This is a genomic window from Synechococcus sp. 'PEA 65AY6A-5F PE A', from assembly GCF_047462575.1.
Lineage (GTDB): Bacteria > Cyanobacteriota > Cyanobacteriia > Thermostichales > Thermostichaceae > Thermostichus.
Map to the genome: position 1 here is coordinate 1 of NZ_JAOALE010000039.1, position 24,910 is coordinate 24,910.

A 24,910-nucleotide genomic window follows, 5' to 3' on the forward strand; every position below is an offset into this window, starting at 1 on the left:
CCAGATTGTGAGACTCAGGGGCATTGAACCCCTTCGTCTCACCTCCTATCCCCCACCCGCCAAGCTGCGCTGTGGCGGGAGTACCCCGGAGGTTCTGATGGCTACTGGAAATGGCTTTCTCCTCAGAGAAGCAAAGCCTTGTCAACGTCTGCGCTGGCGACGAGGAGGCCCCTTGCGTTTGCAAATTCTCGGTGGCGTTTTGCTTAGCAAGGCTGGATTCCGCTTTTGAGCTCTAGAGCACGCCGTTGAAGGTAAAGCTGCCGCTGCCCAGCCGCTCCTGGCGATCGAAAACGCTGATGGTGAGTTGATGGGATCCCGTCTGGGTGACGGTAAAGCGGCTCTGGGGCAGGGTAAGCCCTGTTACGGTACAGGCGGTGGCTCCAACGAAGCAGCCGGGCAATTGGGAAGCGTCGAAAGCCCCTAGGGTTACAAAGTTGCCCAGGGGAGTGGTGACGGCAGCCAAGAAAGCGTTGGATCCGCGGATCCCGGCAGGAGCCTCGACGCGGAAGGAGACGACAAAGGTGGGGGTTTGCCCTACGGGGACGGTGCGGGGCGAGAGATCGGTGATGGTTAGAGAAGGAGGAGGGAGGGGCGTCGGCAGGGGCAGGGGGCTGCTGCTGGTCGTCTCCCCGCATCCCGCCAAAACGACGCCCAGGAGCCACAGCAGGGGGATCCGTCTGTTCAGGAGTTGGGCAGGCTGCATAGGTTTCCGTTACCTTCAAATGAGCTGGGTTGCAAGTCTTCTCTTGGCAGAAAGGGAGGGTTCCTCCTATCCTCCCCTGCCCAGGGCTTTGGCTCCATTGTGGCGGGAGGGTCTCGACGGAGCCAGTCCTTGGAAAGGAGAAAACCTGGCTAGAAGCAGCCTGAGCTCCTTCGCCTATTCCTCTTGCAGGAGCTTTTGGCAGGCATTGGCAATGGCCCAGTCTTCCTGGGCTGAGATGACCAACACCCGCACCGGAGCATCAGAGGTGCTGATGTCGCAGTTGCGCGGGGATCCGGCGTTGAGAACTGGGTCGATCTGGATCCCCAAAAAGCCTAGGTTGGCACAGGCTGCGGCCCGTACCGGCGCCGCGTTTTCCCCGATGCCGCCGGAGAAGACCAAAGCATCCAGCCGATCCAGGCTCATGAGCATGGCCCCAATCTGGCTGCGCAGGCGGTGGATGAAGAGGTTAAAGGCCAGCTCGGCGCGGGCATGGCCTGCCTGCATGGCTTCCAGGATCACTCGCATGTCGCTGCTGAGGCCGGACACGCCCTGCAAGCCCGATTCCCGGTTCAAGATCCGATCCAGCTCCTCCACGTCCATGCCCCGGCGCAACTGGTGGATGAGGATCCCCGGATCCACCGAGCCGGAGCGGGATCCCATCATCAGGCCCTCCAGGGGGGTGTAGCCCATGGTGGTGTCGACGCTGTGGCCCCCGCGAATGGCCGCCAGAGAACAGCCATTGCCCAGGTGGCAGGTGATGAGCTGCAGCTCTTCCAGGGGCCGGCCCAGGATCTCAGCGGCGCGGCGGGCGCAGTGCTCGTGGTTGATGCCGTGGAAGCCGTAGCGGCGGATCCCTTGCTCGGCCCAGGCGTAGGGAAGAGGATAGAGGGCGGCTGCCGCAGGCATCTGCTGGTGAAAAGCGGTGTCGAAGACAGCCACCTGCGGGATCCCAGGCAACAGTTGGCGCAGGAGGCGAATGCCCTCAAGAGCAGGGGGATTGTGAGCCGGTGCCAGGGGGCTTAGTTGCTCGATGGCCTGTTCCACCTCGGGCGTAATCAAGGTGGGCTGGCGATAGAGGGATCCCCCATGCACCACCCGGTGGCCAATGGCCTTGATCTCAGCCGCTGTGGCCAACGGGGATCCCTCCCCCTGCCAGAGGCTTTGAAAGAGGGGAGCCAAACCGCTAATGCCGGCTTCTGGGGCAAGGGGGGGAAAAGATTCCCAGGGGCCGCCCCGCCGCCGAGTTTGAATCAAGACTTGGCCGGACTGGTAGGCAAAGTCCACCTGCGCCTGCCAGAGGGGGGTGGCCTCCACCTTGCCCTCAACGGTTGCAAAGAGAGAGGACTTGAGGCTGCTGGAGCCGGCGTTGACGACCAGGATGGGCACGGGATCCCTCCTTTTATTCCAGGCTAGCTGGCCGTTTGCGCCTGCAGGGTTGGGAACTCAGGCAGTTTGCGCCTGGCGCACCAGGCCTGTGGCCGCCAGAGCAGCCAAGGCGCGATCCCGGTAGCGGGCGTAGCGCTCTTGTTTGCTGCGAACTTTTTGCCCCTCCAGCTCCGGCAGGAGGCCAAAATTGGCCGGCATGGGCTGGAAGTGCTTGGGATCGGCGCTGCTGATGAACTGAAACAGGGATCCCATCATCGTCTCCGGCGGCAGCGTGATCAAAGACAGCCCCAGGGCCAGGCGGGCGGCGTTCTGTCCGGCCAGCCACCCTCCTGCCACGGCACAGGCGTAGCCTTCGGTGCCCACCAACTGGCCGGCAGCCAACAGCGTTGGCCGGCGGCGAAATTGCAACGTAGGCAACAGAAGCTGCGGCGAATTCAAAAAGGTGTTGCGGTGCATCACGCCAAAGCGGACAAACTCCGCCGCCTCCAGGCCAGGGATGAGGCGAAAGACCCGCTGCTGTTCTCCCCACTTCAAATTGGTTTGAAAGCCCACCAGGTTCCACAGCTTGCCCGCTTTGTCCTCCTGGCGCAACTGCACCACCGCATAGGGCCGCGATCCTGTGCGCGGATCCACCAGCCCCACCGGCTTCAGGGGCCCAAAGCGGAGAGTATCTTTGCCGCGGCGGGCCATTTCTTCGATGGGCAGGCAGCCCTCGAAAAACTTGCGCTCCTCTTTTTCAAAATCCTTAAGGGGCACCTGTTCTGCCTCCACCAGCGCCTGCCAGAAGCGCTCGTACTCCGCCTCGGTCATGGGGCAGTTGAGGTAGGCCGCTTCCCCCTTGTCGTAGCGGGAAGCCTGAAACACCACCGCCCGGTTGAGGGAATCCCCGGTAACAATGGGGCTGGAAGCGTCAAAAAAGCTCAGGTATTCCAGGCCCGTAAAAGCTTGCAGCGCCTTAGCTAAGGGCTCGCTGGTCAGCGGGCCCGTGCAGAGGACGGCTATCCCTTCCGGGATCCCGGTCACCTCCTCCCGGCGCAGGGTGATGAGGGGATGGTTGGCGATGGCTTCCGTTAGGGCCTGGCTAAAGCGGGCCCGATCCACGGCCAGGGCTCCCCCTGCCGGCACGGCGTGGCGATCGGCGGTGGCGATGACCAGGGATCCCAGTTGGCGCAGCTCTTCCTTAAGCAGCCCTGCCGCCCGGTCGCTGGCTAGGGCCCCGAAGGAATTGCTGCACACCAGCTCTCCCAGTAGATCCGTATGGTGGGCCGGGCTCTGCCGCACAGGGCGCATCTCCGACAGGATGACGGGCACCCCCAACTGGGCAATCTGCCAGGCGGCTTCTGTCCCCGCCAGCCCCCCACCCACCACATGGATGGGAGCTAGGGTCTCTGCTCGGCTCATGGAATGGGGCATCATGACCTCCCGCAACAGTCCTCAGGAAGCGAAAAAGGGGCCCTCGCTGGGCCAGAAGAGCAACCTCCCAAGGAGGTGACCTTGATGATCAGCATGGCTCAAGCTGGACGGTGTAGGGCAAGCGGTTGGAGAATAGGCCCAACCGATGGAGGCCAACCAGGCTGCTGCCCAACTCCTTGCCCGAAGAGGGCTACAGCTAGATGAAGGCGCTTCCCCACCCCTCCGTGGGCTCTCTTCCAGCCAGAGTTCCTCCCGTCCTGCAAATATGCCCACTCTCGACCAGGAACAACTCCAACAAGCCTACTTTTTGGCAAACGGCAAGCAGGACACTGCCCTGCGGCTTCAGGCGGCAAAATGGATGCGCAGGTAATCTTCCTCCATCTTGGCACGGGCCGGCTTCATGGCGGCCAGGGTCTGGGGCAACACCAGGTTGCGGCGGTGGTTGCCAATGCGGATGTTGAGCTCGTCGCCAGTTTTGCTCAGCTCCACCTGCTCTTTTGGGATCCCGGGCAAGTACAGATCCAGGCGGTACTGGCCGTTGTCGCTAGCCACGTTCATCGTCTGCTCGGCGTAGAACACCTCCGCCGGGTTGCGATCCCCCCAGAGATCCTTTTTCAGGCGGGCCAGGGCGTCCCACCCCACCAGCTCCTCTGGGTAAAGCGGGATCTCCACCACCGGCAGGGGGGCAAAGTTCTCGTGGATCTCCTGGCGATATTTCTGCTGGGCGGCCTTCCAGGCGGCAAAGTAGGGATCCACCACCCCTTCCGGCAAAATGCGGTTGGCAATCACCAAATCGGTGGCGACGCCGTAGAGGCTGAGGTAGGCATGGGCCCGCAGCGACTCCTTGATCACCATCTTTTCGGGGTTGGTGACTAGGCGCACCGAGGTGATGCGGTTGTCGGTGAGGATGCGCTCCAGCCGCTCGATCTTCTGGTAGAACTCGTAGGGGGCATCCAGCACCTGGTCATCCGGCAGGGGGATCCCGGTTAGCCCTTTTACAATCGGCTCGGCAATGGGGCGCAGCACCCGCGCCAACCCCTGCAAAGGTTTGTAGAACTTGCGCATGTACCAGCCGGAAACATCGGGCAGGCTCAAAAGGCGCAAGGCCGTACCGGTGGGAGCCGAGTCGATAATCAGCACATCAAACTTGCCCTCGTCGTAGTGACGGTTGACCCGCACCAGGGCGAAGATCTCGTCCATCCCCGGCAGCACCGCCAGCTCCTGCGCCTGCACGCCATCCAGCCCGCGGGCCTGCAACACCTGCGTGATGTAGGTCTTGACGGATCCCCAGTTCAGCTCCAGCTCCTGCAGGGCGTCTAGCTCTGCTCCCCAGAGGTTGGGTTTGACCTCCACCGGCTCGTGGCCCAAAGGTTGGTCGAAACTGTCGGCCAGGGAGTGGGCCGGATCGGTGCTCAGCACCAGGGTTTTTAGGCCAAGCTCGGCACAACGCCAGCCGGTTGCTGCCGCCATCGAGGTCTTGCCGACCCCTCCCTTGCCAGTCATGAGGATGATGCGTTGCATGGGAGCGCCGTTTACATTCTTTTACAGTTCTAGGCTAACCGATTTGCTCTTTTCTCCTCCGAGCAGCCAAGGGCTGGAGGGCAGTCAACAGGTACACTATTATATGGTTGCTGAGGAAGTAATGGCCAAGAGTCAAGCCGGTGAAGACAGGTGGGAGGTGGAGGATGATGCGTCGCTGGCGCAGTTTGCTGCTACTTGCCATCCTAACGTTGGGCCTGTGGCTGGGATCCCTTCCTGTCCAGGCGGCTGCCGCCTTGCCCCGAGAGCTACAGCAGCTAGAGCAACACGTAGAGCGGCTGCAGAGCCTGGTGGACGCTGAGGATTGGCTGGAGATCCGCTCCTACCTTCACGGGCCGATGGGCCTGACCCGCAAGACCCTAACCAGCCTGGCAAACACCTTGCCCCAGCAGCAAAAGCGGGAGATGCTGCGCTTGGCCAAGGAAATGGGCCGCAGCTTGGAAGAACTGGACTTTGCCGCCAAAGCCTACGACCAACCAGAGGTGGAAGCTGCCCAGGCCAAGGTGAGAAAGACACTGCAAGAGCTCAAGGCCCTGTTTTCGTAGTTGGGGACAGAGCGGATCAAGTTAAGGGGAAACGCTCCCGCAGATCTTGAGCCACCGGCGGGGGTACCAGGTGGTCAATGGGGCCGCCTAGCTTGGCCACTTCCTTAACTAAGCTGCTACTGACAAAGCTGTGCTCGCTGGCAGTCGCAAGGAAAAGGGTTTCCAACTCAGGAGCCAGGAGCTTGTTGGTGTGGGCCATCTGCAGCTCGACATCAAAGTCAGATAGCACCCGCAAGCCGCGCACAATGACTTTTGCCCCTCGCTGGCGGGCGTAGGCCACCGTCAGGCCGGAAAAGGTGTCGACCTCAACGTTTTTTAGGTGGGCAACAGAGAGGAGGATCTGGGCTTGCCGCTGCTCAGGAGTAAACAGAGGCGTCTTGTTGGGGTTTTTCAGGACTGCAACGATGACTTTGGAAAACAGACGGCTGGCCCGCTCGATGATGTCGAGGTGCCCAAAGGTGATGGGGTCGAAGCTGCCGGGGTAGAGGGCAATCATGCTAGAGAGGGTACCGCTCTTCTTAGCCTACCTGCTCTCGGGCCCACGCCAGATAGGTAGCGCTTACCTGAGCAGCCGGCAGAGCCAGGATCTCCGGCTCCTGGTAGGGGTGGAGCTCCCGCAGCCGCGGTTCCAGGCGGGGATAAGCACTGCTGGGCAACTTAAGCAGCAGCAAGTATTCTTTCTCTGTCTGCAGGGATCCCTGCCAGCGGTAGTAGGAGGTGATCGGCGGCAGCACCTGGGCACAGGCCACATAGCGCTCGGCCACCAGAGTGTGCGCCAAACGATGGGCGTCGGCTTCGGATCCCACGGTGGTCATGACAACCGCCAGGGTATCGGGGGCGGTCTTTTCCTCCATCGGAAGCAAGCTCTAGGCGTCGACCTCCCCTGATCGTACCGCTGGATCCTCGGATCGCCATCCCAGTTGGGTCAAGCCCCCCGGAGCGGCGGTGTGGCCTTGGCAAAATAGGGCCGCCTTTGGTGCCAGCGCCAAGCTGTCTGCAGGATCTCGGCCAAGTCGGCATAGCGGGGCTGCCAGTTGAGATCCCGCTGGATGGCCGTGGCATCGCCCACCAAGCAGGGGGGATCCCCCGGTCGACGGGCTCCAACTTGCACCGGGATCTGTCTTCCAGTTACCGCTGCTGCCGTGGCGATCACCTCCTGAACAGAGAAGCCCTGGCCATTGCCCAGGTTGTAGGCTGCCTGCACAGGCTGGCCAGACGCCAGCGCTTCTAAGGCCAACACATGGGCCTGCGCCAGGTCGGCGACATGGATGTAGTCGCGGATACAGGTGCCATCGAGGGTGTCGTAGTCGTCGCCAAAAACAGTGATGTGGGGGCGTTGGCCGGCGGCGACTTCCAGCACCAAGGGGATGAGGTGGGTTTCGGGGTCGTGGGCTTCGCCGATTTCTCCGTCGGGATCGGCGCCGGCGGCGTTGAAGTAGCGCAGGCTGATAAACCGGATCCCGTGGGCGGTCTGGAAGTCCCGCAGCATCTGCTCCACCACCAGCTTGCTCTGGCCGTAGGGGTTGATGGGGCGCTGGGGGTGGGTTTCCGGGATCGGGATCTGCTCCGGCACGCCGTAGGTGGCACAGGTGCTGGAGAAGACAAGGTAGGGGATCCCGTGATCCCGCATGGCCTCCAGCAAGGTCAGGGATCCGGCCACGTTGTTGCGGTAGTATTTGCCCGGATCCTTGACCGACTCGCCCACGTAGGCATAGGCGGCAAAGTGAATCACCCCTTCGGGCCGATACTGCCGAATGACCTGATCCAGCCGCTGGCGGTCGGCAATGTCGCCGATTTCCAAAGGCCCCCAGCGAACGGCCCAAGGGTGGCCGTAAACCAGGTTGTCGTAGGCAATTGGCAGGTGGCCGTGGGCTGCCAGGGCCTTACAGGTGTGGCTGCCGATATAGCCCGCGCCGCCGGTAACCAGAAGCCGCATAGGTCAGGGGGAAGGAAATTCCTGTCTAGAATACAGCTACTCTTGCAGACCTTGGCAATGGCCCCGGCCTATTCCAGGAGCTGATGCCAATCCAGATGAGGCCGCCAGGCCTCTGCCAGACGATCCAGCAGTTCTTCGCGTTGCTGGGCATAGTGGCCGTCCAACTCCGGCAAGGGATCCCAGCCTTTTTGGCGGCGCAGCTCGTTTAGCCAGTGGCGCCGCCAGCGGTGGTTGTCGAAGAGGCCGTGCAGATAGCTGCCCCAGACCCGGCCTGTGGGATCCCGCCAACCCAAGCCTTCTTGCTCAAAGATTGGCAGGCAGCCTGAGGAATTGGCCTGGGTGGATCCTTGGTGGATCTCATACCCCTGGACGGGGGTGGTGGCAGGCCAGCGGCTTTGTGTTTGCACCTGCTGGGTGACCTTGGTGGGTTGCAAGACAGTGGTCAGCGGCAAGAGGCCCAACCCGGGGTAGGTGCCGGCAACTCCCTCTCGGCCTTCAGGATCGGCGATGGTTTGTCCCAACATCTGCAGCCCGCCGCAGATGCCAACAATGTGGCCGGAATAGTGGCGCAGTTGGTCGGCTAGGCCACTCTGGCGCAGCACCAGCAGATCCTTGAGGGTGGTTTTGCTGCCGGGCAGGATGACCACATCGGGGGATCCCAGGCTCTGGCCAGGGCCAACCCAGCGCAGATGGACGCTGGGCTCTGCTAGCAAGGGGTCGAAGTCAGAGAAATTGGCCACCTGGGGCAGGCGAACCACGGCAATCTCCAGCCGGTCTCCCCGCCGGGGACGGCGAACTTCCCAGAGGTGGGGGCCGGCCTCCAGGCCCAGCGAATCTTCCTGCGGCAGCGTCCAGTCCAGCCAGGGCAGAACTCCGACCACGGGGATCCCGGTGTAGTTCTCCAGCCAATCGAGGCCAGGCTGCAGCAGCTCCCGCGCGCCGCGAAACTTGTTGATAACAATGCCGCGAATCAGGGCCCGCTCGGCCGGCTCTAGCAACTGCAGGGTGCCCACCACATGGGCCAGCGCCCCACCCCGGTCGATGTCCGCCACCAGCCAGGTGGGAGATCCCAGATGCAAAGCCACCCGCGTGTTGGCCAGATCCCGGTGTTTGAGGTTTACCTCCGCCGGGCTGCCTGCCCCCTCGCAGATAATCCACTCGTACTGCTGTTGCAAGCGGGCCAGGGCCGTTTTCACCGCCTCCCAGGCCGGCGCAAACCAGCGCTCGTAGTACTCGCCGGCGCGACAGGTATCTACTGCCACGCCGTTGAGGACGACCTGGGAAGTCAGGTTGCCCTGCGGCTTGAGCAAAATCGGGTTCATCTCCACCGCGGGCGGGATCCCGGCGGCCCAAGCCTGCAGAGCCTGCGCATAGGCAATCTCATGGCCCTCCGGGGTGACGTAGGCATTCAGCGACATGTTCTGGGCCTTGAAAGGGGCAACCTTCTTCCCCGCCTTTTTGAGAAGGCGACAGAGGGCAGCTACCAAAAGGGTTTTGCCCACGTGGGAAGAAGTCCCCACGACCATCAAGGATCGGCAAGCACTGCTCATTCGGCTCCCTTTCCCTCCCAGGCCGATTGTCCACCCTCTCCCCTAAGCCGACTGCGCTAGGTTGACGGATTGGCCCTCTGCTGGCCAAAGTCTTCGCGCCAGCAATGCAAAAAGCGTACCCTTGCGCCTAGCGGGAAGTTCCCGAATCAGCGAAGGGGAACTGCCCAAAAAAGCCTTCTGCTGTCTCAAGCAGACCTAGCCCAGCTTAAGACTGGGGCAGATGGATTCGAACCACCGAATGGCGGGACCAAAACCCGCTGCCTTACCGCTTGGCGATGCCCCAATTTACACTGCTTGACTACTTTAGCGATGCAACCTTGGATCTGTCAACAGGCTGCGGCCACCTCTCATCTCCTCAGGAACCAAGTTGGATCCTTTGCCGAGGTCAGGGTTGACCTCAAAAGGGTTGGGCAGAGGGGGAATGCGGGCCACCTCGAAGAAGTAGGCGCGGATCTCCGGCCCAAAGTAGATAACATCGCCACTCCTCAAGTAGTGGGTAGCTACCCGCGTGCCGTTGACGAACACCCCATTGGTGCTGGACTGCCCCTTGCGGTTGCCGTCGACTAGACAATACGTAAATCCTGTGCGATTGGACTTGGTGGGCACTCGCACCAAATAGGCGTGGCGGCGGGAGACGAAGCGGTTGACAATCTGGATGGCATTGGAGGGATCCCGTCCGATCGTGTAAATGCTCTCCCGCAGGATGTAGCTGCAGGGCCGCACAGGATGGCAGACGGACAGGGTGAACTCCGGGTGAGACACCGGCTGCTGCGGGACTTGGTCGAACAGATCCAACGGCAGATCGAAGTCCTGACTGCCGGACAGATGGCCTCTGCCCACTGCCGTAGTAGAGGTAAAAAAATCGTCGTAGCTCTGGGGCAACAGCGTTTCCTCCTCGACGCTCAACTACCTGCCCGGCAGCCTGGCTCTTCCAGTCCAACTCCCTGAACCCTAGAGTTCCCAGAAACTAGGAGACACCCAACATCCCCCCGGCGTTGGCGGGCTGGTGGAAAACTCATAGGCCTTAATGTACACTATTATACACCACAGGCAGCCTTGGAGATACTCCCTTTTCCTAAAAAAAATTGGAAAAATTGGGTTTGGGTTCAGGTCGGAGCTATTCCCGTTTTAAGGGATCCCTTGGGAGCCACAGCCTTGGCCGCGGGCGGGCTATTCTGGGTAGCAGGTTTGTAGCCTTGAGGTGTGGGTGTGACGGAGGCCCTGTTGCGTCGGTTAGATGTGGCCACAGAGGCGGCCCTGGAGGCAGGGGCTTTGCTGCGCAGTTACGTGGGGGGCACCCTTGCCATTGAGGAGAAACGTCCGGGCGACTTGGTAACAGCAGCGGATCGCGCTTCCGAGGAGCTTATCTTGAAAATCTTAAGGCGGCACTTCCCCGAAGATGTGATCTTGACGGAAGAATCCGGCCAGCAGGGATCCCCGCAGGGCGCCTACGCCTGGATGATCGATCCCCTCGATGGCACCACCAACTTTGCCCATGGCTATCCCTTTGCTGCCGTCTCTATTGGTCTGCTGGAGGGGCGGGAGCCGGTGCTGGGGGTGATCTACGACATCTTTCGCGGGGATCTCTTTCGCGCCGTACAAGGGATGGGCGCCACCCGCAACCGCCAGCCCATCCGCGTCTCTTCCACAACTGAACTCTCCCACAGCCTCTTAGTTACCGGCTTTGCCTACGACCGCCGCGAAACCCCCGACAACAACTACGCCGAGTTCTGCCACTTCACCCACCTCACCCAGGGAGTGCGGCGAGGTGGATCGGCTGCCCTGGACTTGGCCTACGTGGCCACCGGCCAGTTGGACGGCTATTGGGAGCGGGGCCTCTCCCCCTGGGACATTGCCGCCGGGATTGTCTTGGTGCGAGAGGCGGGCGGCAAGGTCACCGCCTACGATGGCAGCCCGGTGGATGTGTACAGTGGCCGCCTGCTGGCCAGCAACGGCTGGCTACACGCTGCTCTTCAGGAAGAACTGGCCCAGGTCAGCCCTCTGCCGATCTCCTTCCCCATGCGGCGGGATCGCCGGTCTGGGGAGCAAAACGGCCAAAGTTTAAAGATCAGGTAAAGATCAGGCGAAAATTGGGTAAGGTTTACGCAAAGGCCCTCATGGCTCTTTCGCAAGGCAAGGGAGATAACTTGGCCGGGAAAAAGCTCCGGCGTCGTTGTTGGGCGGCAGGGTTTGGCCTGGCGCTGCTCTTGGGGATCCCGGCCTACCCTCAGCCTGCCCCAAAGCCGACCCTGCCCGCTCCTGCCAGCGAGCGAGCACAGGTTCCCGATTCCCGTTGGGCCGAGATTCAGGCGCGGGGGCGCATCCGGGTTGGCCTGGATCCCAGCCTGGGCCCGGCTTACCTCTACACTGACCTGGAGCGGCAAACCTACGCCGGCTTCGAGTGGGATATCCTGGAGGCGCTTGCCCAGACGCTGCAGGTGCGAGTGGAGCCCGTCTATGTGGCTTGGAGCGAGCAGTTGGCGGCTTTGCAAGCGGATGAGGTGGATCTCATCTGGGGGGCGCGGGAAGCTTTGGGCTTGGATCCGCAGCAGTTTCTCGCCACCCGACCCTACTACCTCAGCCCGCAGCGCTTGGTGGTACGGGATCCCGGGCCAGAGGAAGCTCCCATTGAGGCGCTGTCGCAACTCTTTGGCCGCAAAGTGGGCATTGTAGTTAACAGTACGGGAGCCGCTCTGTTGGAGGCGTACAACGAGAGGCGGGGCAACGCCATTCGTCTTTTTGCCACCAGCAACCCGGATCGCTTGTTTGCCCAGCTCCAGGCTGGCCAGTTGGATGCGGTGCTCGTCGATCAGCCCGTTGCCGCCCTGAGCCTGCGCCAGGCGGGATCCCGGCTGCGCCTGGCGGGGCCGCCTCTGTTCCCGATTCCTTTGGTGGGCGTGGTATCCTCACAGCATCCTTCCCTGAAGGAAGCCGTGGATGGGGCGATCGCAGTCCTGACCGAAAACGGAACTTTGCAACGCATCTTGGAGAAGTGGCAACTATGGGATCCAACTCTGATGTCCCCCGCCTCACCCGAGGGCTAGCCCGCTACGAGACCGACCATTTCGCCATCTTGGGCGTGCCCCTCACCGCCGATGCCAAAGGGATCCGACGCGGCTACCTGCAGGCGGCCAAGGCTCTGCACCCGGATCGCTTTGTCGGGGATCCGGAAGGGGCAGAGCGGGCCAACGTCCTCTTCGCCAAGCTGGTCAGCCCGGCCAACGAGGTGCTGGCCAAGGAGCGAGAGCGGTCAGAATATGAGACTGTGCTCAAGCTGCGCGTTCAACGCCTGCTGGAGTCGCCACCCCCCGATCTGTGGCCCACTGGAGAAGCTGTCAAAGACCTGGCCGAGCGCGCCGATTGGCAGGAAGAATATGTCCGGCGGGTGGAGAAGCTGGCCAAAGAGCAATACAGCTCTATGGCCACCCTGCTGGAGAAAACCGAGCAGTTGAGCGAGCTCAACCTAGCCTACCTGCTGCTCAAGGCCGGCTACAAAGGGATCCCCGCCCCTGCTGCCAAAACCACCACCCCGACGGGGATCCCAACCCCTTCCCCCAGCCGCACCACCTTGGGCGGGATCCCGGCTGCTCCACCCACCGCTCCCCCTGTCCAGCCCGCCCCTCCTTCGCCCCCAACCCCGCAACTTAGCCCCGCTGAGACCCGCTTCCTGCAGGCGCTGGACATGATCGAGCGCAAGCAGTACCGGGTTGCCATCCAGTATTTAAACTTCGCCATCAGCGCCCAGCCCAACGTGGCCCGTTACTATCTGCACCGAGGTATCGCCCACCTCAAGCAGGGCAACGCTGGCATGGCCAAGGCCGACTTCCTGCAGGCGAGCCGCCTCGAGCCGGCCAACGCCGAGTTGATGGCCGAGGTGCGCCGCTGGCTGCAGCAGGTCACCACCCAACAGCCGGTTCCCGTTCCCTCGGCCAGCCGTCAGACCTCCCAGGCCCAGAAAATCGTGCCACCGCCGCGCAAAGAGGATAGCGGCGGCTTCTGGAGCCGCCTCTTCGGCAAGAAAAAGTAGGCCAAACTCCCCTCAGGAAGCGCCCCCCAACACCAGCAGCGTGACCAGGGATCCCGTATTCCAGAGGCTGTGCAACAGGATGGGGGCCAGCAGGTTGCGGCTGTGGCTGTACACCACCCCCAGCACCACCCCCAGCATGGTCAAAGGCAACAGATCGGAAAGGTTGAGGTGGGCAAGGGCAAAGGTGAAGGCGCTGAGCAAGATGGCAGCCCCCATCGGCAAGTAGCGGCTCAGCGTCGGCAGCCAAAAGCCCCGGAACAGCACCTCCTCAAAAACAGGGGCACAGACAGACACCACGGCCAAAAACACCAAGCGCGCCCCCCAGCCATGGCTCTCCAGCAGCAGAGGCAAGATGGGGTTCCCGCCCCCTGCCTGGGGCAGCAGCAACTGCGACAGCGCCGCTGCCAGCACCACCAAAGGCAGGGCCGCCCAGTAGCCGCCCAGGCCCCAGAGGATCCAAGGGCCCCACAGCCGCACCTGCAGCACCTTCTGCCAACCGGGATAGAGCCGAAGAAGCCGGTACAACAGCGCCGCCCCCAGCAGAGCGCCCGCATTGTAGGTGAGAAACAGGGCCACCGCCTGATGCCAAGGGCTGAGCTGCTGCGTCCCCAGGCCGAGCCCGACCGTGTAAAGGCGAGGCACCAGCGCATTGAGGAGAATGAAACCCAAAAACCAACCGGTCAGGACCGCCTGCGCCCCGATCCCCGGCCAAGGCACCTCCCACGGCGGGCCCACAAGAGGACGTTGGCGCCAGAAGCTCCAGCCCAGCCAGCCCAACAAGAGCACCAGCCCCAGCAGCGCCCCCAGCAGCGGGATCCCGCCCACCACCGCCAGCCGGAACAGGGCTGCCAAGGCCAATTTTTCCTGCTGCTGGTTGAGGGCATTGAGGCTGTCGCTGCGCTGTTGCAGCCGGTAGAGCTGCTGCAGGGCCACCGCCTCAAACCAACCGTCCAGGTGGTTGCGGATTTGCACCTCGGCCTCTGGCAAGATGCGCCGTGGCGTTCCCCACAGCCCTTGTAAAACCTGTGCCACCCTCTTCTGGCCGGATTCCAGCTCCAAGGGACGTTCTGGATCGACTACCTCTTGCCACTGCTGCTGGGCTGCCTCCAGATCCTCCTGGTAGACGTAGAGCAGACCCAGGCGCAGCCGCAGGGCGTCCAGCTCCGCCTGCAGATCCTGGACAGAAGCCAGGAGGACGGGATCCACTTCTTCTGGGGTTGAGGCCGGCCCCACCGCATCTGATACCCTGGCCAATTCGGGTTTGCCCCCTGCCGAGGAAGTCGCCCTTTCCAGCCGTGCCATCCGTTTGAGGCGCTGCAGGCGTTCGGCGTAGTTGTCGGCCACCTGCTGGTAGCGATTGTGGGCCAGCTCGAAAACGTTCTGCCCCAGCAGAGCCCGCGCCAGGTCCTGATAGCGGGGATCGTCGAGGGTGCGGGCAGCCTGCAGGGCGAGATTGGTTTGCAACAGATCCAACTGCGTTTGCGGCGGCGGCTGAAACCAACTGCTGGAAAGCGAAAGCCCGACAATCAAAAGGGCCAATAGGCTCAGCAGGTTGAGGATCCCTCGGCGAACAGAAAGCCAAGCGGAAAAGGGATCGACAGAGGCCGTGGCTTCAGAGGGAGACATGGCAGCAACCGAGGCAACTCCAGCGGGTTATATCCTAGCTTCTATTGGCTTCAGCCGGATAAAGGGGTCAGCGTCGCTCTAGCCAATAACGGTAGATGGGCAGACCCAACTGCAGGCACTGCCACTCCCGCTCGGTGGGAATGCCGAAGGGGTTGTCATCGATGGGCCCCTGGTAGGGATTCCAAAACTGCGGATGCTCTAGGAAACGATCGACCATCTCCTCGGCCACTTCCCGCACGTCCGACTGCAGGAAGACGGGGCTGCCCGGTTGCAGCAGCAGGGCCAGATCCGCCACCAGTCGCGGTTGGACGATCCGCCGCTTGTGATGGCGCTTTTTAAACCAGGGATCCGGAAATTGGATGGTGACCCGGCTGAGATCTCCCGGCGCAAACAGATGCCGCAGGGAGACGTTGATGTTGGCAAACAGAAAATGGACGTTATCCAGCCCCAGCTCGTCCCGCCAAGCATTGGCCCGCTCCACCAGCGGCTGTCGAATCTCTACCCCCAAAAAGTTCCAGTCGGGCTGCTCCTGGGCCATGCGCAGCAAAAAGCGTCCGCTCCCTGAGCCGATATCCAAATGCAAGGGCTGCCCCAGTCGCCGATACACCCGTTCCCAGTGGGGTGGGGGGGTGGGTTGTTGGTACTGAGCCTGCAGGGGGTTGACGTGTTGCCGCAGTCGCTGGCCGAGACCCTTCTGCAGCGGGATCCCTGTCCAGGGGGGAACAGAGGAGCCTTTCTCAAGTTGGGCCTGCTGTGCTCGCTGCACGTCCGCTTCCACAGACCACCTCCTGCCGTCAGCCACAGCCGTAGCGAACCCAACGGTGGATCCAAAACAAACGGGATCCGGCAGCCCAGCTCTACCACCGGATGCTGTCGATGACTTGCCGCAAGATGTGGGCAGAGCGGTGCAGTTGCTGCCGCTCGCTCTCGGTGAGGGACATGGCCAGCGTGCGCTCCACCCCTTGCCGACCGACCACTCTCGGCAAACTAAGGCAGACCTCCGGCAGGTCATATTCTCCCTGGGTGAGGCTGCTCACGGTTAAAACGCGCCGCTGATCCCGTACCAGGGCCTGGACAATTTGTGCCACCCCCAGACCAATGGCATAGCTGGTGGCCCCTTTGCGGCGGATGATCTCATAGGCGGCATTGCGCACCTGCTCGAAGATATCGCCCAAATGGGCGGGATCCCATTCCGGCGAGAGCTGGCCAATCGGCGTGCCGGCGATGTTCACCTTGCTCCAGACGGCCACCTCGCTATCCCCATGTTCGCCGATGATGTAGGCGTGCAGGCTGCGCGGATCCACCCCCAGCCTCTGGGCCAACAGATAGCGAAAGCGAGCCGTATCCAAAACCGTTCCCGACCCCAGCACCTGCCCCGCCGGCAGCCCCGCTAACTTCAGGGAAACATAGGTCATGACGTCAACGGGGTTGCTCACCACCAGGAAAATGGCGCTGGGGCAATGCTCCATCAGGGCCGGGATCAAGCTTTTGAAGATCTCGACGTTGCGGTGAACCAAATCCAAACGGGTTTCTCCAGGCCGCTGCTTGGCCCCCGCCGTCACAATCACCACGTCTGACCCGGCACAATCGGCCAGCTCCCCTGCCCAGATCCGCGTCGGCTCCACAAAAGGGATCCCATGCACCAGATCCATCACTTCCCCTTCCAGCTTGGCGCGGTCGATGTCGTGGATCACCAGCTCATCGAGGGTGTTCTGGATAAGCATCGCGTAGGCGCAGGCCATGCCCACCTGCCCGGCGCCGATGATGGATCCCTTCAAAAGGCGGCGAGCAGTCAGCCCACCGGCTTGCTGCTCAAAGCGTGGCTTGGGTTGGTGCTCAGAAACGGTCATGGCTTCAGCCGCTGCACTTCCCTTCCCAGCTTAAGCCTGGCCAGGCGGAGAGAAAAAGAGCAGAGGGGCTATCGCTCCCCAGAGCAAGAAAGGCTGGAAGGGAACAGAACTTCCGCCTTCCCGGTCGCCTCGGATCCCCGCGGGGTGAAGTGACTTTGAATGCAGCTCAGTAAGGGTTTTAATGGTTTTTTAAGAATTCTTGGGTAGACCTCAACTCCGTTGCTGGGTTAGCCGCTGCCAAAGCTCCAGAGGAATGCGCTCATGAGGACGTGGAAGAGACCGAATCTGAACCAGCTCTTCCGGCAAGTAGTGCAAAGCCACCCGCGCCGTTGCGTCTAAGAGACTGCGCCGCCGCTGGAGATGTTGCTCCGCTTCTCCCAAAAACACATCCAGCCAGCCATCTCGCTCTTGGCAGCGAATCCGCAAAGCAGAGAGAGAAGGTAGGGACTCTTGGCGATAGAGCCGGAAGCCCTGCTCAGGACTCCACCCCAGCCACCACTGGGGCGCCAATTGCCCCAACTGCCGACACCACACGCCCGCCTGAACCTGTTGCCATGTCATGCTCACCACTCCGCAACCTGCGAAGACCTAGCTGCAAATTTTTCCAACTACTTTAGCTAGGTACTCTACCAGACTCACTCGGTTTGATGCAAGTCTTTATCAAAGAGGAACCGATATGCCATGGGGATATATTGCAACTTAATCTCAATAGTGCTATACTGTCACCCGGTTGAGTGGTGGAGTCATATCCATCAGTCTTCCTCTCTTGTCTTGGACGCAGCAGGGATCCCGCGCCGGCGGAACTGGCCATCCTGCGCTTGGCAGGGATCCCTTTTTCTCCACAAAGTTAATGAGACTAAATATCAATTAATGGGAGAGGGGGAGGTTTTCCGCCAACATCGTGTTGAAGTAGGAGGTAGCAGTCGAGGGTGATCGCGCTTGCGTCGGCGGGCCAGCAAGCGAAAGCGGCGTGAAGCGCTGGGGAAGTATCTTGAGCTATTTGGAATGGCTACCAATCCTCTAGAAAGTAAGGAGATAAACGGATGTTTTCGGAACAAGCTAGCTGTTCCGTCTTTGTTTTGTTCTCTAAAAAATGATGTTGGAAGAAGATTAAAATCTGGAGAAAGGAATTGAACCAGATGCGAGTTATCGATTAGAATCTAGATGGCGTTAACGCTAACCGCGACGAAGAGATCGGAGAGGGGAAATCTAACATCCTCTCTCCTTTTTCTGTGGAATTCCTTCCAACTCTATCTCCCGTCTCCCAAGAAGTAGGGATCCCTTAAGCCAAACTAAAGGGTTGCGCCTCGGTCTTGCAGCCATTGGGCAGCTAGCCTGTGCTGACGTTTCTGGGCATAGGCGAGGGGAGTGTGTCCATCGTGATTGCGGGGGTTTAATTCGGCCCCATTTTCCAACAGCAGCTCTAGGATCTGGATATGCCCTTCCCAGGCAGCCCAGTGCATGGGTGTCGCCCCGAAGCGGTTGCGCGCGTTGACATCGGCCCCGTACAAAATGAGAAAGCGAGCGATGCCCAAGTGTCCTTGTGTGGCCGCCTCGTGCAGAGGAGTTCGCCCCGTCTCATCAACGGCATCCACCGGTGCCCCCTTGGAGAGCAAGCGGGCGAGAACGCTTTTCCTACCCGTAGCTGTAGCCCAGTGGAGAACGCCACAGGTTTTTGCCCCTTTTTGGATCAGCAGACCAATAACTTCTGCCTGATCGGTTAGGGCAGCCTGATGGAGAGGAGTGTATCCATAGCGATCTAGCAGATCGATATCGCTGCCTGCCTTGAGAAGCCGCTCCACCACTTCCACCTGGCCGCTGGCAGCAGCCAAATGGAGCGGCGTAGCCCCTGTGGAATCCATCGAGTCGACGGAAGCGCCATAAGCCAAAAGCAAGTCCAACAGCTCCAGATTGCCGATGAGTACTGCTTTGTGAAGCGGGGTGAACCCCTGCGAATCGGGAGCATTCACATCTCCCCCTTGCTGCAAGTAAGCCAGCAATCCTTGCGGGTCTTCATTGGCAAGGGCGCGGTGCAGTGCTTCGCTCATAGTCACTCAGAAATAGGACTTAGAGACAGCTAAAAGTACTTTGAGAACAGTTAGGAGTAGAGTTAGGCAAAGTCTGGAATTTACAACTTGGGCAAAGTCTAGCACTGGATCCCTGCCTCTGAGGTAGCTGTGCGAAGAGATGCCTCTTAGCGCTCAGTCAGAATGGTCAATGCAGCACCATGCCTCAACATGAGAATGATTCTCTACTAGATTGGATCTAAATTGCATGAGCGCCGAGGGGATCCCTTGGTTCAGCCCAGGTTGGCATGGCATGATCGGCGTAGCTCCGAGCCAGAGCTGACTCTTCGCCCAGGTTCAGCAGCCCCTCACCCTCTCTTCTGCTGCCGCTCATGGACTACTATGCAATCCTGAACCTCTCTCCCCAAGCGAACAGCGAAGATATCAAGCGAGCCTTTCGCCGGTTGGCGCGGCAGTTTCACCCCGATGTGGCAGGAGAGGGATCCCGAGAACGATTTGAGCAGATCTACCAGGCCTACCAAGTGCTGAGCAACCCTGAAGAGCGGCGGCGCTACGACGCCCAACGACACTCTCCACCCAGTTCTGTGAGGGGGGAAAGGCGCGTGGTTGTACGCACCACTGGGTCAGGCTCCATCTCAGCAGAACCACCGGCTCGGGAATCCCTTGAGGCAGGGATTGCCCGCGTCAAGGCGGCTTGGCGCGAGCGTAAGTTGCCCACGGCAGTGGCTCTGGCGGAGGCGCTGCTGAAGCGGTTTCCCAACTCCAAGGAAGCCATCCACATCTTGGCTTTGGCCTATCAGCGCTTCGGCAATCATTTAATCTGCGAGGGTCGCTACCAGCAGGCAGAGGCTTACTTGAGAAAAGCTTTGGCCACAGAGCCACACAACCGCGAGTTGGCCTTTGAAATCTGGCGAGACTTGGCCCGTCTGGGCATCCGGGAGGGATCCGGCTAGCTGCCTGGCGTTGCCAGTCTCAACTGCTGGGCCGCCCACTGCCGCAGCTGTTGGCGGCTGACTTTGCCCTGGGCGTTGCGCGGGATCCCGGCACACCATAGCCATTGCTTAGGGTGCTTGAAGGGGCTCAGTTGTTGGCTCAGGTGTTGCTTTAGGTGCCTCTCCAGCTCTACGGGGAGGGCAGGGATCCCAGCCTTGGGCACGGCCACCGCCACCACCTGCTGGCCCCACTCGCCGTCGGGCAGGCCGAGCACGCACACATCCTCCACCCAGCCGCTGGCCCGGATCTCCCCTTCTACCTCGGCCGCCATCACCTTTTCCCCGCCGGTCAGGATCAGGTCGTCGGCGCGGCCCAGCCAGTAGAGATAGCCGTCTGAGTCCAGATAGCCCCAATCTCCAGGGGTGAAGCCCCGCTGTTGCCACTTGCCCAGGCCATCAGCCTCCCTCGCCAAAGGGTAGTAGCCCAGCGCCAGGGATTCCGCCCACACGTGGATGTGGCCCGCCGTCTGGGCGGGCAAGGGATCCCCTGCTTCGCCGCGGATCTCCAGGGTGGCGTGGGGCAGGGGCCGCCCCAGGCTATCGCTCCCCTGCAAAAAGGCTTCCGGCAGGAGCGTACACACCTGGGAGGCGCTTTCGGTCATGCCATAGGTGAGGGCCAAGGGCAGGTGCAGTTGCCGGGCCTGTTGCCGCAAACTGGGCCAGGTGGGGCCGCCGCCAACCAGAATGGCTCGAAACTGGCGCAGGCTCTCCAAGACTCCCGGCTGGGCGTTGAGCAACAGCCGCTGCAACTGGGTGGGCACCAGCGACAGAAAGCTGCCCGGCAAAGGCGGATCCCAGGCCTCGGCCTGCTGCTGTCGTTTCCAATCCCAGACAATCCACTGGCCGCCGCTCAGCCAGGAACGAACAGCTTGCATCAGGCCGCTGACGTGGTACAGGGGCAGGACACAATAGCTATGGACGCAATCCACGCTGAAGTGCTGCTGGTGGGCTCTGGCAGAGGCGCTGAGGGTACGCCAGGAGTGCACTGCCCATTTCACCTGGCCGCCGGAGCCACCGGTAGGGATCCCGATTACTGGCCAATCGGCGCTGGGTAGGATCTGTTGCCAATGCTGCAGAGGGGGGTGGGAGGAGGCAGAACCCTCCTGCAACTGCCCTCGCCGCCAGCGCCAAGCGGATCCCAGGCTGGCCAGAGCCTGCCCCCACTCTCGTCCTCCCCAGTGGGGATTGGCCAAGAAGAGGGGGATCCCCAGGTGTTGGCAGGCCAAAACGGCAGCCCACACTTGCAGCGGATCCGAGTCTGCCACCAACAGGGGAACGGCCTTGTCTGCCAGAGGGCGCAGTTGCTCTTCCAGCCCAGCCAGACACTCCTTCAAAGCGGGAGAGCAGTTGTGGTTGGGAAACATCTTTCGGCAAGTTCGGGCGGGACAGTTGCAGGTTCAACGAAGCGATCAAAGCGATCAAAGAGCAAGCCATAGCCGTGGAGACTTGACCCTCCACCGAGGCAATTGGGGGCGTCCCCTGTACCTTCGTTGTTTTGACTTTTGGCAGGGATCCCCCCGGGCAAGGTGAGGAAGAGTTTGGGCTTGGCTTATCATGATCTAGGTTTGAAGTAGGAGGCCTAGGTTGTGATCGAGCCAATTTTGCTGGGGATCGTTTTGGGGATGGTGCTGGTTACCTTGGCAGGCCTGTTTGTGGCCGCCTACAGACAGTATCAGCGCGGCAATAAGATGGGTCTGTGAAAGCCAGGGAGGAAAAAGCTGGCACCAAACCGTCGGCAAGAGAGTGGCTCAGCAGGTGAGGTGGCATGGCGATGCAGTGGCTGCGCACGGTGGCGGCTTTGCGGGAGCAGGTAGCGAGCTGGCGGGGATCTACCATAGGCCTGGTGCCAACGATGGGATCCCTGCACGAAGGACATCTCAGCCTAATTCGCCGCTGCCGCCAAGAGTGTGACCACACGGTGGTCAGCATCTTTGTCAACCCCCTCCAATTTGGCCCCAACGAAGACTGGGATCGCTACCCCCGCGACGAGGAAGGGGATCGGGCTCTGTGTGAAGCCGCGGGCGTGGATGTGGTGTTTGCCCCCGACCCGCAGGAGATGGGGGCCGACCCGGCCACTGCCGGCGATCGCACCTGGGTCATGCCTCCTGAGTCCCTTTTGCAGACCCTCTGCGCCCCCCACCGACCGGGGCATTTTCGCGGCGTGGCCACCATTGTGCTGCAACTGCTAAACCTGGTGCAGCCGCAGCGGGCCTATTTTGGCCAAAAGGATGCCCAGCAACTGGCAATTATCCAGCGGCTGGTTCAAGATCTGCAAATTCCCACCACCATTGTCCCTTGCCCCACCGTGCGAGAAGCCGACGGCCTTGCCTACAGCTCCCGCAACCGCTACCTTTCGGCAGTGGAGCGGCAGGTGGCCGCCAGCCTGTACCGCGCCCTGCGCCGAGGTTACGACCACTGGCAAGCCGGGGATCCCTCCGCCGAAGGGATCCTGGCCGCCGCCCGTGCTGAGCTGGAGCGCACCCCCGAGCTGCGCGTGCAATATCTGGAATTGGTGGATCCGCAAACCCTCCAGCCCCTATCGGAGGTGAAAGATAAGGGGCTACTGGCCATCGCCGCCTATGTAGGGCAAACTCGCCTCATCGACAACCTGCTCCTTTCCCCGGAAGGGGTGGATCCCTTGCCCCAAGAACAGCAGAGTGCAGTGCCTCCTTCCCCGAAAAGGGGGCGTCGCCCGCTGATTGCCATCGACGGCCCGGCAGGGGCCGGGAAGTCCAGCGTAGCGCGGGCAGTGGCCGCTCAACTGCAGCTCTTGTACCTGGATACGGGGGCGATGTACCGGGCCATCACCTGGCTGGCGCTGCAGCGGGGGATCCCGTTGGACGACGCCGAGCAACTGACCCAACTGGCTGCCCAAACCCAACTAACCCTACAAAGTGGCCCCTCGGCCGACGAACCCACCCGCATCTGGGCCGACGGTGAGGAAGTTACCCAGGCCATTCGTTCCCCAGAGGTGACCCGCTGGGTTTCTCAGGTGGCGGCAGTGCCGGGGGTACGGCAGGAGCTGGTGAAGCGGCAACGCCTCATTGGACGGGATGGGGGGGCTGTCCTGGAGGGGCGAGATATCGGCACCCATGTTTTTCCTGATGCCGAGCTGAAAGTCTTTTTGACCGCCTCGGTGGGGGAGCGGGCCCAGCGCCGGCAACACCAACTGCAAGCCCAAGGACAAGTGGTGTCCCTCGAAGAGTTAAAAGCTCAGATCGAGCAGCGGGATCGCCGCGACAGCGAGCGGCTTATCTCTCCCTTGCGGCCTGCCCCCGATGCCATTCTGATCGACACGGATCACCTGAGCCAAGCTGAGGTGGAAGACAAAATTGTGAGGCTGTACCGGCAGCTTTTGGAGCGATCCGGGGCAGCCCATTTCGATATTATCTGAAGTTATCTGAACCCTGAAGATTTTCTCAAGCTTGCGAGATGGGGCCAATTCAATTCTGAGGTGTTGAGCCTTGGGGGGGCGATGCGCTTGGCCAGAACCGCTAAGGTAGGAATCCTGTTGACGAAGAGATACTGGCCTGCCCTGCTCCCCCTCGGCCCAAATCACTCGTATCCGGCTCTGGGTAGCCGCGAGCACTATGGGTAATGTCCTCCTCCTGGCTTTTCTGCTTCTCCTCTCAGGGGCCTGCTCCGGAGCGGAAACCGCCATCACGGCTATGGACAACCTGCGCTTGGAGTCCCTGATCGAAGAACAAGGGGATCCGCAAGGCCTCTATCGACTGGCTCAACAACAGCGCTCGCGGATGATCACCACCCTGTTGTTGGTGAACAACTTTGTCAACATCGGCATTGCCGCCCTGGCCACCACCATCTCTATTGAGCTGCTGGGATCCCAGTTTGGAGCTTTGGCCGCCACCGTGCCCACCACGATCCTGGTGCTCCTGGTGGGGGAAGTGGCGCCCAAGTCTTTGGCGGTGAGCCATCCGCTGGCAGTGTTCCGCTGGGTGGTGCGGCCTGTCCATGTCCTCTCGGTGCTGCTGCGCCCTTTTACCGCTGCCTCTGAGTGGGTTGTCAGCAGACTGTTCAACCTGTTGGAGCTCTCGCCGCTGACAGCCACCGCTTCCCTCAAGGATTTGGAGCTGTTGATCGATGTGCTGGGGCAGCGAGGGCTACTGGATTGGCAAAAACGGCGCCTGTTTCGCGGGGCGATGGCGTTGGATTTGCTCCAGGCTGGGGATGTGGCCAAGCCAAGGGTAAAAATGGAGACCATTTCCCACGACAAAACGCTGCAGGATGTGGTGAAGCTCTGCCTGGAGACGGGCTACTCCCGCATCCCCGTGCAGGGGGAATCCAAGGACGAGATCGTCGGCGTCATCCACCTCAAGCAGGCCCTGCGCTACCTGGAGCAAAAGGGCAATGCCGAGGTAACCAAGGCCATGTCCCCGCCTTTTTTTGTGCCCGAGACCAAGCGCGTCAGCCTGCTGCTCAAAGAGATGCTGCGCTCCCGCCAACACCTGGGGATCGTGGTGGATGAGTTTGGCGGCACCACCGGCCTCATTACGCTGGAGGACATTTTGGAAGAGCTGGTGGGGGATATCTACGACGAGAGCGACCTTTCCCCCCTGCTGCTGCAGCGGCAACGACGACAGCGCCTCTTCTCTTCTGGCTCCCCTTGAAGGAGGCCGCTAGCCGGCTTCTGCAGAGTCTTCGTTGGCTTCGGGGGGGAGCTCCACCAAACCCGGATCGGCAGGATAGCGGGCCACAAAAAAGATCCAGAAGCTGTGGATCCCCAGGCCTAGGCCCCACCCGCCCAACAGCGGCAGCAGCCACGGCCAATCCGCCCGATACAGCTGCTGGAAAAACACCAGCCCCGACGCGCTGCAGAGAAAAACAGCCAGATGCGCCGCGTAGGTGTAGCGGTCATCCAGCTTGCGAAACTCAGGATCCCGACGGGAGGGCTTCCGGGGCCAGCGAGGCGGCATGGCAGCAACCCCTCACAACTCAAAACCTTCTCCAGTGTAGAGGGATCCCTTGCCGCCGACATCACCAGGATCCCGGCCGCTACCGCCACCGGCGTTGCCACCACGTCCAGCAGGTTATCCACCCAGGGTACACAGTAGGCAGCAACCTCGAAAAAGGTAGCCACCGCAAAAACCGACAGCGCCTCTTCCGACCCAATCCACTGCAGATCGGGAGCCAACGGCAGATGCCCGGAGCGAGCTGCCAGGTTCATCACCAACAGCGGCACAAAAATGCGAAAGCCGCAGGCAGCGCTGAGGCCCAATCCCAAAAAATTGCCGGTAGGCTGTCCATCAGAACCTCCGGGGTACTCCCGCCACAGCGCAGCTTGGCGGGCTGGAGGAT

At 61.5% G+C, this 24,910-nt stretch carries 25 protein-coding genes and 1 tRNA gene; 8 read left to right on the forward strand and 18 right to left on the reverse strand.

Annotation, left to right across the window (positions count from 1 at the left end; translation table 11 throughout):
• Positions 1-232: 232 nt before the first annotated feature.
• From GG26_RS11555 to GG26_RS11570, 4 genes are all read right to left on the reverse strand, one after another.
• Complete coding sequence (locus GG26_RS11555) at positions 233-703, reverse strand: hypothetical protein (protein ID WP_099812725.1); 471 nt, start codon at positions 701-703, stop codon at positions 233-235.
• Positions 704-877: 174 nt separating this feature from the next.
• Positions 878-2,089, reverse strand: a complete 1,212-nt coding sequence (locus GG26_RS11560) for an acetate kinase (protein ID WP_099812726.1) — start codon at positions 2,087-2,089, stop codon at positions 878-880.
• 57 nt (positions 2,090-2,146) lie between these two features.
• A complete protein-coding gene (trmFO, locus tag GG26_RS11565) occupies positions 2,147-3,502 on the reverse strand; it encodes an FADH(2)-oxidizing methylenetetrahydrofolate--tRNA-(uracil(54)-C(5))-methyltransferase TrmFO (RefSeq protein ID WP_414390750.1) in 1,356 nt (451 codons plus the stop codon).
• Positions 3,503-3,844: 342 nt separating this feature from the next.
• Positions 3,845-5,023 (reverse strand): TRC40/GET3/ArsA family transport-energizing ATPase, encoded by a 1,179-nt coding sequence (locus tag GG26_RS11570; protein ID WP_414390718.1) that lies wholly within the window; start codon positions 5,021-5,023, stop codon positions 3,845-3,847.
• Between the two features lie 164 nt (positions 5,024-5,187).
• On the opposite strand from GG26_RS11570, the gene psbQ reads away from it, so the two are divergent.
• Entirely contained in the window at positions 5,188-5,586 is a 399-nt protein-coding gene (gene psbQ / locus GG26_RS11575) for a photosystem II protein PsbQ (protein ID WP_414390721.1), read from the forward strand.
• Positions 5,587-5,602: 16 nt separating this feature from the next.
• Here the strand turns inward: psbQ and coaD are convergent, their stop codons facing one another.
• The 6 genes from coaD to GG26_RS11605 form a co-directional block, all read right to left on the reverse strand.
• Complete coding sequence (gene coaD / locus GG26_RS11580; protein ID WP_414390724.1) at positions 5,603-6,082, reverse strand: pantetheine-phosphate adenylyltransferase; 480 nt, start codon at positions 6,080-6,082, stop codon at positions 5,603-5,605.
• Positions 6,083-6,104: 22 nt separating this feature from the next.
• A complete protein-coding gene (gene cutA, locus GG26_RS11585) occupies positions 6,105-6,440 on the reverse strand; it encodes a divalent-cation tolerance protein CutA (protein WP_414390727.1) in 336 nt (111 codons plus the stop codon).
• Between the two features lie 71 nt (positions 6,441-6,511).
• The gene (galE, locus tag GG26_RS11590; protein ID WP_011431461.1) at positions 6,512-7,522 is read right to left on the reverse strand and encodes a UDP-glucose 4-epimerase GalE; all 1,011 of its coding nucleotides are present in this window, start codon (positions 7,520-7,522) and stop codon (positions 6,512-6,514) included.
• A gap of 68 nt (positions 7,523-7,590) precedes the next feature.
• Positions 7,591-9,072: a cobyric acid synthase gene (locus GG26_RS11595; protein WP_414390731.1), complete on the reverse strand. Its 1,482-nt coding sequence runs from the start codon at positions 9,070-9,072 to the stop codon at positions 7,591-7,593.
• A gap of 211 nt (positions 9,073-9,283) precedes the next feature.
• Positions 9,284-9,355 (reverse strand) — tRNA-Gln (locus GG26_RS11600).
• A gap of 20 nt (positions 9,356-9,375) precedes the next feature.
• The gene (locus GG26_RS11605) at positions 9,376-9,978 is read right to left on the reverse strand and encodes an FHA domain-containing protein (protein ID WP_414390734.1); all 603 of its coding nucleotides are present in this window, start codon (positions 9,976-9,978) and stop codon (positions 9,376-9,378) included.
• A 297-nt stretch (positions 9,979-10,275) separates the two neighbouring features.
• Here GG26_RS11605 and GG26_RS11610 point away from each other — a divergent pair, with 297 nt between their 5' ends.
• Genes GG26_RS11610 through GG26_RS11620 form a run of 3 tightly spaced genes read left to right on the forward strand, consistent with a single transcriptional unit; the run spans position 10,276 to position 13,099 of the window.
• Positions 10,276-11,148: an inositol monophosphatase family protein gene (locus tag GG26_RS11610; RefSeq protein ID WP_414390737.1), complete on the forward strand. Its 873-nt coding sequence runs from the start codon at positions 10,276-10,278 to the stop codon at positions 11,146-11,148.
• Positions 11,149-11,189: 41 nt separating this feature from the next.
• Positions 11,190-12,116: an ABC transporter substrate-binding protein gene (locus tag GG26_RS11615; RefSeq protein ID WP_228375358.1), complete on the forward strand. Its 927-nt coding sequence runs from the start codon at positions 11,190-11,192 to the stop codon at positions 12,114-12,116.
• A complete protein-coding gene (locus tag GG26_RS11620) occupies positions 12,074-13,099 on the forward strand; it encodes a J domain-containing protein (RefSeq protein ID WP_011431456.1) in 1,026 nt (341 codons plus the stop codon). The genes GG26_RS11615 and GG26_RS11620 overlap by 43 nt, the downstream gene beginning before the upstream one ends.
• A 12-nt stretch (positions 13,100-13,111) precedes the next feature.
• Here GG26_RS11620 and GG26_RS11625 read toward each other — a convergent pair whose 3' ends face one another.
• The 5 genes from GG26_RS11625 to GG26_RS11645 form a co-directional block, all read right to left on the reverse strand.
• Positions 13,112-14,725, reverse strand: coding sequence for a CPBP family intramembrane glutamic endopeptidase (locus GG26_RS11625; RefSeq protein ID WP_011431455.1), 1,614 nt, complete (start codon positions 14,723-14,725; stop codon positions 13,112-13,114).
• A gap of 67 nt (positions 14,726-14,792) precedes the next feature.
• Positions 14,793-15,425: a tRNA (guanosine(46)-N7)-methyltransferase TrmB gene (gene trmB / locus GG26_RS11630; protein ID WP_041439245.1), complete on the reverse strand. Its 633-nt coding sequence runs from the start codon at positions 15,423-15,425 to the stop codon at positions 14,793-14,795.
• 157 nt (positions 15,426-15,582) lie between these two features.
• Complete coding sequence (locus tag GG26_RS11635; RefSeq protein ID WP_011431453.1) at positions 15,583-16,503, reverse strand: L-lactate dehydrogenase; 921 nt, start codon at positions 16,501-16,503, stop codon at positions 15,583-15,585.
• Between the two features lie 282 nt (positions 16,504-16,785).
• Positions 16,786-17,136, reverse strand: coding sequence for a hypothetical protein (locus GG26_RS11640; RefSeq protein ID WP_011431451.1), 351 nt, complete (start codon positions 17,134-17,136; stop codon positions 16,786-16,788).
• A gap of 731 nt (positions 17,137-17,867) precedes the next feature.
• The gene (locus GG26_RS11645) at positions 17,868-18,623 is read right to left on the reverse strand and encodes an ankyrin repeat domain-containing protein (protein WP_414390741.1); all 756 of its coding nucleotides are present in this window, start codon (positions 18,621-18,623) and stop codon (positions 17,868-17,870) included.
• 350 nt (positions 18,624-18,973) lie between these two features.
• Here GG26_RS11645 and GG26_RS11650 point away from each other — a divergent pair, with 350 nt between their 5' ends.
• On the forward strand, positions 18,974-19,555 hold the full coding sequence (locus GG26_RS11650) for a DnaJ domain-containing protein (protein ID WP_011431449.1): 582 nt from the start codon (positions 18,974-18,976) through the stop codon (positions 19,553-19,555).
• Here the strand turns inward: GG26_RS11650 and GG26_RS11655 are convergent.
• The gene (locus GG26_RS11655; RefSeq protein ID WP_011431448.1) at positions 19,552-20,958 is read right to left on the reverse strand and encodes a 2-succinylbenzoate--CoA ligase; all 1,407 of its coding nucleotides are present in this window, start codon (positions 20,956-20,958) and stop codon (positions 19,552-19,554) included. The genes GG26_RS11650 and GG26_RS11655 overlap by 4 nt on opposite strands.
• A 222-nt stretch (positions 20,959-21,180) precedes the next feature.
• On the opposite strand from GG26_RS11655, the gene petG reads away from it, so the two are divergent.
• The 3 genes from petG to GG26_RS11670 all read left to right on the forward strand — a co-directional run bounded on the left by petG (position 21,181) and on the right by GG26_RS11670 (position 24,222).
• Complete coding sequence (gene petG, locus GG26_RS11660; RefSeq protein WP_011431447.1) at positions 21,181-21,294, forward strand: cytochrome b6-f complex subunit V; 114 nt, start codon at positions 21,181-21,183, stop codon at positions 21,292-21,294.
• Between the two features lie 71 nt (positions 21,295-21,365).
• Complete coding sequence (locus tag GG26_RS11665; RefSeq protein ID WP_011431446.1) at positions 21,366-22,988, forward strand: bifunctional pantoate--beta-alanine ligase/(d)CMP kinase; 1,623 nt, start codon at positions 21,366-21,368, stop codon at positions 22,986-22,988.
• 196 nt (positions 22,989-23,184) lie between these two features.
• Positions 23,185-24,222 (forward strand): hemolysin family protein, encoded by a 1,038-nt coding sequence (locus GG26_RS11670; protein WP_414390744.1) that lies wholly within the window; start codon positions 23,185-23,187, stop codon positions 24,220-24,222.
• Between the two features lie 9 nt (positions 24,223-24,231).
• Here GG26_RS11670 and GG26_RS11675 read toward each other — a convergent pair whose 3' ends face one another.
• Both GG26_RS11675 and GG26_RS11680 read right to left on the reverse strand, forming a co-directional pair.
• Complete coding sequence (locus GG26_RS11675) at positions 24,232-24,444, reverse strand: hypothetical protein (RefSeq protein WP_240531069.1); 213 nt, start codon at positions 24,442-24,444, stop codon at positions 24,232-24,234.
• On the reverse strand, positions 24,342-24,910 hold a 569-nt coding region (locus GG26_RS11680), incomplete at its 5' end, for a DUF4126 domain-containing protein (protein WP_414390747.1). The genes GG26_RS11675 and GG26_RS11680, both read right to left, overlap by 103 nt.